Annotated in this window: 6 protein-coding genes; 1 reads left to right on the top strand and 5 read right to left on the bottom strand. The window is 61.3% G+C overall.

Translation table 11 applies throughout. The features are described 5' to 3' along the window. The 5 genes from SOM28_RS24935 to SOM28_RS24915 form a co-directional block, all read right to left on the bottom strand. The coding region (locus SOM28_RS24935) for a GTP-binding protein (protein WP_320469787.1) at nt 1–382 on the bottom strand (382 nt) is incomplete at its 3' end. A 74-nt stretch (nt 383–456) separates the two neighbouring features. Next, complete coding sequence (fusA, locus tag SOM28_RS24930; protein ID WP_123067529.1) at nt 457–2,562, bottom strand: elongation factor G; 2,106 nt, start codon at nt 2,560–2,562, stop codon at nt 457–459. Between the two features lie 129 nt (nt 2,563–2,691). Next, nucleotides 2,692–3,162 carry a 30S ribosomal protein S7 gene (gene rpsG, locus SOM28_RS24925; RefSeq protein WP_005663516.1) on the bottom strand — a complete coding sequence of 157 codons (471 nt, stop codon included), beginning with the start codon at nt 3,160–3,162 and terminating at the stop codon, nt 2,692–2,694. 137 nt (nt 3,163–3,299) lie between these two features. After that, a complete protein-coding gene (gene rpsL, locus SOM28_RS24920) occupies nt 3,300–3,683 on the bottom strand; it encodes a 30S ribosomal protein S12 (protein WP_005663517.1) in 384 nt (127 codons plus the stop codon). A 275-nt stretch (nt 3,684–3,958) separates the two neighbouring features. Continuing rightward, nucleotides 3,959–4,840 carry a LysR family transcriptional regulator gene (locus SOM28_RS24915; RefSeq protein WP_320469786.1) on the bottom strand — a complete coding sequence of 294 codons (882 nt, stop codon included), beginning with the start codon at nt 4,838–4,840 and terminating at the stop codon, nt 3,959–3,961. Between the two features lie 104 nt (nt 4,841–4,944). On the opposite strand from SOM28_RS24915, the gene metE reads away from it, so the two are divergent. After that, nucleotides 4,945–7,224 carry a 5-methyltetrahydropteroyltriglutamate--homocysteine S-methyltransferase gene (gene metE / locus SOM28_RS24910; RefSeq protein WP_320469785.1) on the top strand — a complete coding sequence of 760 codons (2,280 nt, stop codon included), beginning with the start codon at nt 4,945–4,947 and terminating at the stop codon, nt 7,222–7,224.

Below are 7,224 nucleotides of genomic sequence, written 5' to 3'. Positions count from 1 at the left end.
CACCAACCTGACGCGCCAGCAGGATGTGCTCGCGGGTCTGTGGCATTGGGCCGTCAGCGGCCGAGCACACCAGGATCGCGCCGTCCATCTGCGCAGCACCGGTAATCATGTTCTTGATGTAGTCGGCGTGGCCTGGGCAGTCAACGTGAGCGTAGTGACGGTTTTCGGTCTCGTACTCGACGTGCGCGGTGTTGATGGTGATGCCGCGTGCTTTTTCTTCTGGAGCCGCATCGATCTGGTCGTAGGCCTTGGCTTCGCCGCCGAATTTCTTCGACAGGACGGTAGCGATTGCAGCCGTCAGGGTGGTTTTGCCGTGGTCAACGTGACCGATGGTGCCGACGTTGACGTGCGGCTTGGTCCGTTCGAATTTACCTTTTGCCATTTCCAAATTCCTTTAAGAGAAACGATATATTTTGTTTACCGGGGGGACGGGACGTCCCATCCCCCCATTATGTATTACTTGGACTTCGCGGTGACGATGGCGTCAATCACGTGCTTCGGAGCTTCCGAATAGTGCTTGAATTCCATCGTGTAGGTCGCGCGGCCCTGGGTCGCCGAACGCAGCGAGGTCGAGTAACCGAACATTTCCGACAGTGGCACTTCGGCTTTGATGATCTTGCCGCCGCCGCCTGGGATTTCGTCCATGCCTTGCACCATACCGCGACGCGACGACAGATCGCCCATCACCGAACCGGCGTAGTCTTCTGGCGTTTCGACTTCCACGGCCATCATCGGCTCGAGGATGACCGGGCTTGCTTTACGGCAGCCGTCTTTGAACGCCATCGAACCGGCCATGCGGAACGCATTTTCGTTCGAGTCGACATCGTGGTACGAACCGAAGGTCAGGGTGACTTTGACGTCGACCACTGGGTAACCGGCCAGCACGCCCGAAGTCAGGGTCTCGCGCACACCTTTTTCGACTGCAGGGATGTATTCGCGTGGAACCACACCGCCCTTGATCGCGTCGACGAACTCGAAGCCTTTACCTGGCTCTTGCGGCTCGATCGACAGGACTGCGTGACCGTACTGGCCACGACCGCCCGACTGCTTGACGAACTTGCCTTCGACGTCGGTGACTGCCTTGCGGATGGTTTCGCGGTATGCAACCTGTGGCTTGCCGACGGTTGCTTCCACGTTGAACTCACGCTTCATGCGGTCAACGATAATTTCCAGGTGCAGCTCGCCCATACCACCGATGATGGTCTGGCCCGATTCTTCGTCGGTACGCACGCGGAACGACGGATCTTCTTGTGCCAGGCGGTTCAGCGCCAGGCCCATTTTTTCCTGGTCAGCCTTGGTCTTTGGCTCGACAGCCTGCTGGATGACCGGCTCAGGGAAGACCATTTTTTCCAGGGTGATGACAGCCGAAGGATCGCACAGGGTTTCGCCGGTGGTCGCTTCTTTCAGGCCGACCGCAGCGGCGATGTCGCCGGCACGGACTTCCTTGATTTCTTCGCGCTGGTTGGCGTGCATCTGCAGAATACGACCCAGGCGTTCCTTCTTGCCCTTGACCGGGTTGTAGACGGTGTCGCCCGAATTGATCATGCCCGAGTAGACGCGGAAGAAGATCAGCTGGCCCACGAACGGGTCGGTCATGATCTTGAATGCCAGCGCCGAGAACTTCTCGTTGTCATCGGCCTTACGGGTGACCGGCTGGTCATCTTCGTCGGTACCGGCGACTGGTGGGATGTCGATCGGCGATGGCAGGTATTCGATCACGGCGTCGAGCATGGCTTGCACGCCCTTGTTCTTGAACGCGGTGCCGCACATCATCGGGACGATTTCCGATGCGATGGTGCGCTGACGCAGAGCAGCCTTGATCTCGGCTTCGGTCAGGTCGCCTTCTTCCAGGTACTTGTTCATCAGCTCTTCGCTGGCTTCAGCCGCGGTCTCGACCAGCTTCTCGCGCCACTCGTTGGCTTGATCGACCAGTTCCGCAGGGATGTCGCGGTAGTCGAACTTCATGCCTTGCGATGCTTCGTCCCAGATGATTGCTTTCATCTTGACCAGGTCGACCACGCCCAGGAAGTTCTCTTCCGCGCCGATCGGGATCTGCAGAGGGATCGGGTTCGCCTTCAGGCGAGCGCGCATCTGCTCGTAGACCTTGAAGAAGTTCGCGCCGGTACGGTCCATCTTGTTGACGAAGGCCAGACGTGGAACTTTGTACTTGTTAGCCTGACGCCACACGGTTTCCGACTGTGGCTGCACGCCGCCGACTGCGCAGTAAACCATGCAGGCGCCGTCGAGCACGCGCATCGAGCGTTCGACTTCAATGGTGAAGTCAACGTGGCCCGGGGTGTCGATGATGTTGATGTGGTGAGGCTCGAAGTTACCGGCCATACCTTTCCAGAAGCAGGTCGTCGCTGCCGAGGTAATGGTAATGCCGCGCTCTTGCTCTTGCTCCATCCAGTCCATCGTCGCTGCGCCATCGTGCACTTCGCCGATCTTGTGGTTGACGCCCGTGTAGAACAGGACGCGTTCGGTGGTGGTGGTTTTACCAGCATCGATGTGAGCCGAAATACCGATATTGCGGTAGCGCTCGATGGGGGTCTTGCGTGCCATAATTTTTCCTAAATCTTTGAATGGACAAAACCGAGCAACATCTTGACGATCAAAATGAGCTCGGCCTGAACAACAGATACTGCAAGGGCCCTAGATTGGGGCAAAAAGCCCCAAGCCAAGTCCTGATGCTTAGAAGCGGAAGTGCGAGAACGCCTTGTTCGCTTCTGCCATGCGGTGGACTTCGTCACGACGCTTCATCGCGCCGCCGCGGCCTTCAGCCGCTTCCATCAGTTCACCACCCAGACGTTGCGGCATGGATTTTTCGCTGCGCTTGTTTGCGGCTTCGCGCAACCAACGCATGGACAGCGCCATACGACGAACCGGACGAACTTCCACTGGCACCTGGTAGTTGGCGCCACCGACACGGCGGGATTTGACTTCCACCAGCGGTTTAGCGTTGTTGATCGCGGTCGTGAACACTTCCAGCGGGTCTTTGCCCGACTTGGATTGAATGTGTTCGAATGCACCGTAGATGATGTTTTCTGCAACCGACTTCTTGCCGGACAGCATCAGAACGTTGACGAATTTGGCGACATCGGTGTTGCCGAATTTTGGATCCGGCAGGATCTCGCGCTTGGGTACTTCACGACGACGTGGCATTTCAATTCCTTCCTGTCTTCAGTTGAGTGCGGATTCCGCACTCGCGAAAGGTCCTCATGACCCTTCACTTACTCGGCCTTACGGCCGGCTCAACTTATCTAATTAATGTGACGTGTCAATGACACGCACCTCGAAGATTACTTCTTCGCAGCCTTGGCACGCTTGGCGCCGTACTTCGAGCGCGCTTGCTTACGGTCTTTGACGCCCTGGGTATCCAGTGCACCGCGAACCATGTGGTAACGCACACCTGGCAAGTCTTTCACACGGCCGCCGCGCAGCAGCACGACACTGTGTTCTTGCAGGTTGTGGCCTTCACCGCCGATGTACGAAATGACTTCGAAACCGTTGGTCAGACGCACTTTAGCGACTTTACGAAGTGCCGAGTTAGGCTTCTTCGGGGTGGTGGTGTACACACGGGTGCACACGCCACGTTTTTGCGGGCAGTTTTCCAGTGCCGGCGACTTGCTCTTCACAACCGCGGCTTCACGCGGCTTGCGAATCAGTTGATTGATGGTTGGCATCGTTCCTAATCCAACAAAATTGCTACTGAATTGACGACCCGGGACGGCGAACATGCTGGCCCGGGGACTAAACCTAGTCCCGTAAGAACTGACAGCGGAGGCGACGAAAGCCACTCAACGAAAGGAGCGGCTGCGAATGCGTATACGATGTGCAGAATAAAAACGAGAACTCGCGAATATACGCCGAATGTGACGACGGGTCAACCTATTTGCTGCCCTGTTAAGTCGTTACCGGCCGCGCGGCCGGTAAACCGTGGCGAATATGCCAGCGTTGCCTATGTACGACGAGCGGTGTCGACGAAGGCCTCCAGGTAGGCGGTGCCAGCATCGACCTCGCGCGTGCCCAGGAAGATCTGCTTGAACACGCCCTCCCGCCCCAGCCGCACCGGCGCCACCGCCATCCGGCCCGCGTACTCGTCCACCAGCCAGCGCGGCAGCGCCGCCACGCCGCGGCCGCTGGCCACCATCTGCAGCATGATGTCGGTGGTTTCGATCGTCTTGCGCTGGCGCGGAGCGCAGCCGGCCGGCAGGAAGAACTGGTTATAGATGTCGAGCCGCTCGAGGTCGACCGGATAGGTGATCAGCACGTCGTCCGACAGGTCGGCCGGCTCGGCGTGGGAACGCCCGGCCAGCGGATGGCCGCGGGCCACCACCAGCACCTGCTCGTAGTCGAATACCGGCACGAAGCGCAAACCGGGCTTGAACAGCGGGTCGGGCGTGACCAGCAGATCGATTTCGTAGCCGTGCAGGGCCTTGAGGCCGCCGAACTGGAAGCGCTGCTTGACGTCGACGTCGACCTCGGGCCACGCCGCCAGGTAAGGATCCACCACTTTCAACAGCCACTGGTAGCAGGGGTGACACTCCATCCCGATGCGCAGTGTGCCGCGTTCGCCGCGCGCGTATTCGTGCATCAGGCGCTCGGCATGCTCGAGCTGCGGCAACACCCGCTCGGACAGCGCCAATAGATAGCGCCCGGCCTGGGTCAGGCGCAATGAGCGTCCCTCGCGCGTCCAGACCGGCGTGCCGAGCTGCTGCTCGAGCTTTTTCACCGTATGGCTCAGGGCCGACTGCGTCAGGCACAGCACGTCGGCGGCGGCGGTCAGCGAGCCGCGCCGGTCGACCTCGCGGATGAGGGACAGGTGGATGCGTTCGATCATTTCACATGAACAGAATTAATGGATGGATGAAATCATACCAATTTTATTCATGAATCAAGCGGCCTATGATGAACTCATCCATTCTTCACCAGGCTGACACCATCATGACGACCACCCACACCCTCGGCTTTCCGCGCATCGGCGCGCGCCGCGAACTGAAATTCGCCCTCGAACGCTTCTGGAAGGGCGAAGCCACGGCCCAGGAGCTCGGCGCCCAGGCGGCACAGCTGCGCCAGCGCCACTGGCAGCAGCAATCGAAACTCGACTTCGCGCCGGTCGGCGATTTCTCCCTGTACGACCAGGTGCTCGACATGAGCTTCACGCTCGGGAACGTGCCGGAGCGCGCTCACAGCCACCATGGCGACGCGCTCGATGCTTATTTCCGCGTCGCGCGCGGACGCAGCCAGGGCGAGCACGACCACGCCTGCGGCGGCGTCCACGCCGGCGAAATGACCAAGTGGTTCGACACCAACTACCACTACATCGTCCCCGAGTTTGGCGCCGACACCGGTTTCAAGCTCGACACCGCACGCCTCGACGAACAGCTGGCCCAGGCGCGCACGCTGGGCGTCAAGGCCAAGCCGGTCATCGTCGGCCCCCTGACTTATCTGTGGCTGGGCAAGGCCAAGGATGGCAGCGACCGGCTCGACCTGCTGCCTCGCCTGCTGCCGGTGTATGCCGAGCTGCTGGCCTGGTTCGTCACGCAAGGCATCGAATGGGTGCAGGTCGACGAGCCGGCGCTGGTCACCGAGCTCGATGCGCACTGGCAGGCCGCTTATGCGAGCGCCTACGACACGCTCCAGCACAGCGGCGTCAAACTGCTGCTGGCGACCTATTTCGGCCGCCTGGAAGACAACCTGGCGCTGGCATGTGGGCTGCCGGTGGACGGCCTGCACCTGGACGCGATCAATGCCCGCGCCGAGATCGCGCCGGTGATCGACGCGCTGGGCCAGGACAAGGTGCTGTCGCTGGGCGTGATCGACGGCCGCAATATCTGGAAGACCGACCTGCACGCGACGCTCGAATGGCTCGATCCGGTGCAGCGCCAGCTGGGCCAGCGCCTGTGGATCGCACCATCGTGCTCGCTGCTGCATGTGCCGGTCGACCTGCAGAACGAGACCGCGCTCGATCCCGAGATCCGCTCCTGGCTGGCGTTCGCCGTGCAGAAGCTGGAAGAACTACGCATCCTGGCCCATGCACTCGACCATGGCCGCTCGCAAGTGCAGCTCGAACTGGTCGAGAATGCCGCCGCGATCGACCGCCGCCGCGCCTCGAAACGCGTGTCGAACCCGGAAGTGGCGCAGGCCCTGGCCGCGATCACTGCCGAGCTGGGCCAGCGCGCCAGCAGCCACGCCGAACGCAGCCTGAAACAGGCCGCCCTGCTCCAGCTGCCCAGCTTCCCGACCACCACCATCGGCTCCTTCCCGCAGACGGCGGCAATCCGCCAGGCCCGCAATGCCCATAAAAAAGGCGAACTGGATGCGGCGGCGTACGAAGAAGCGATGCGCGGCGAGATCGCGCGCTGCGTGCGCGAGCAGGAAGCGCTGGGGCTGGACGTGTTCGTGCACGGCGAGGCCGAGCGCAATGACATGGTCGAATACTTCGGCGAGCAGCTCGACGGCTATGCCTTTAGTCAGAACGGCTGGGTGCAATCCTACGGCTCGCGCTGCGTGAAGCCGCCGATCCTGTTCGGCGACGTGCGCCGGCCGCAGGCGATGACGGTCAAGTGGACCACCTATGCGCAGTCGCTGACCGACAAGCCGATGAAGGGCATGCTGACCGGCCCGGTGACGATCCTCAACTGGTCCTTCGTGCGCGACGACCAGCCGAGGTCCGTGAGCTGCCGCCAGCTGGCGCTGGCCATCCGCGAGGAAGTGCTGGACCTGGAGCGCGCCGGCGTGCGCGTGATCCAGATCGACGAGGCGGCCCTGCGCGAAGGCTTGCCGCTACGGCGCGGCGAGTGGAAGGACTACCTGGACTGGGCGGTCGAATCGTTCCGCATCACGGCCAACGGCGTGGCCGACGAGACCCAGATCCACACCCATATGTGCTATTCGGAGTTCAACGACATCATCGCCGCGATCGCCGCCATGGATGCCGACGTGATCACGATCGAGACCTCGCGTTCGGACATGGAGCTGCTGGACGCCTTCGATGACTTCAGCTATCCGAACGAGATCGGGCCGGGCGTCTACGACATCCACTCGCCGAACATCCCGAGCCAGGACCACATCGTGGACCTGATGCGCAAGGCCGCCACCCGCATCCCGGCCGAGCGCCTGTGGATCAATCCGGACTGCGGCCTCAAGACCCGCAACTGGGAAGAAGTGCTGCCGGCGCTGCGCAATATGGTGGCCGCGGCGCACACCTTGCGCGCCGCCTGA

Origin of the sequence: Massilia sp. CFBP9026 (assembly GCF_034045165.1) — a bacterium.
Taxonomy (GTDB): Bacteria; Pseudomonadota; Gammaproteobacteria; order Burkholderiales; family Burkholderiaceae_D; genus Telluria; species Telluria arenae.
Note: the sequence above shows the minus strand (reverse complement) of the source record. Positions and strands in the feature narration are given on the sequence as shown.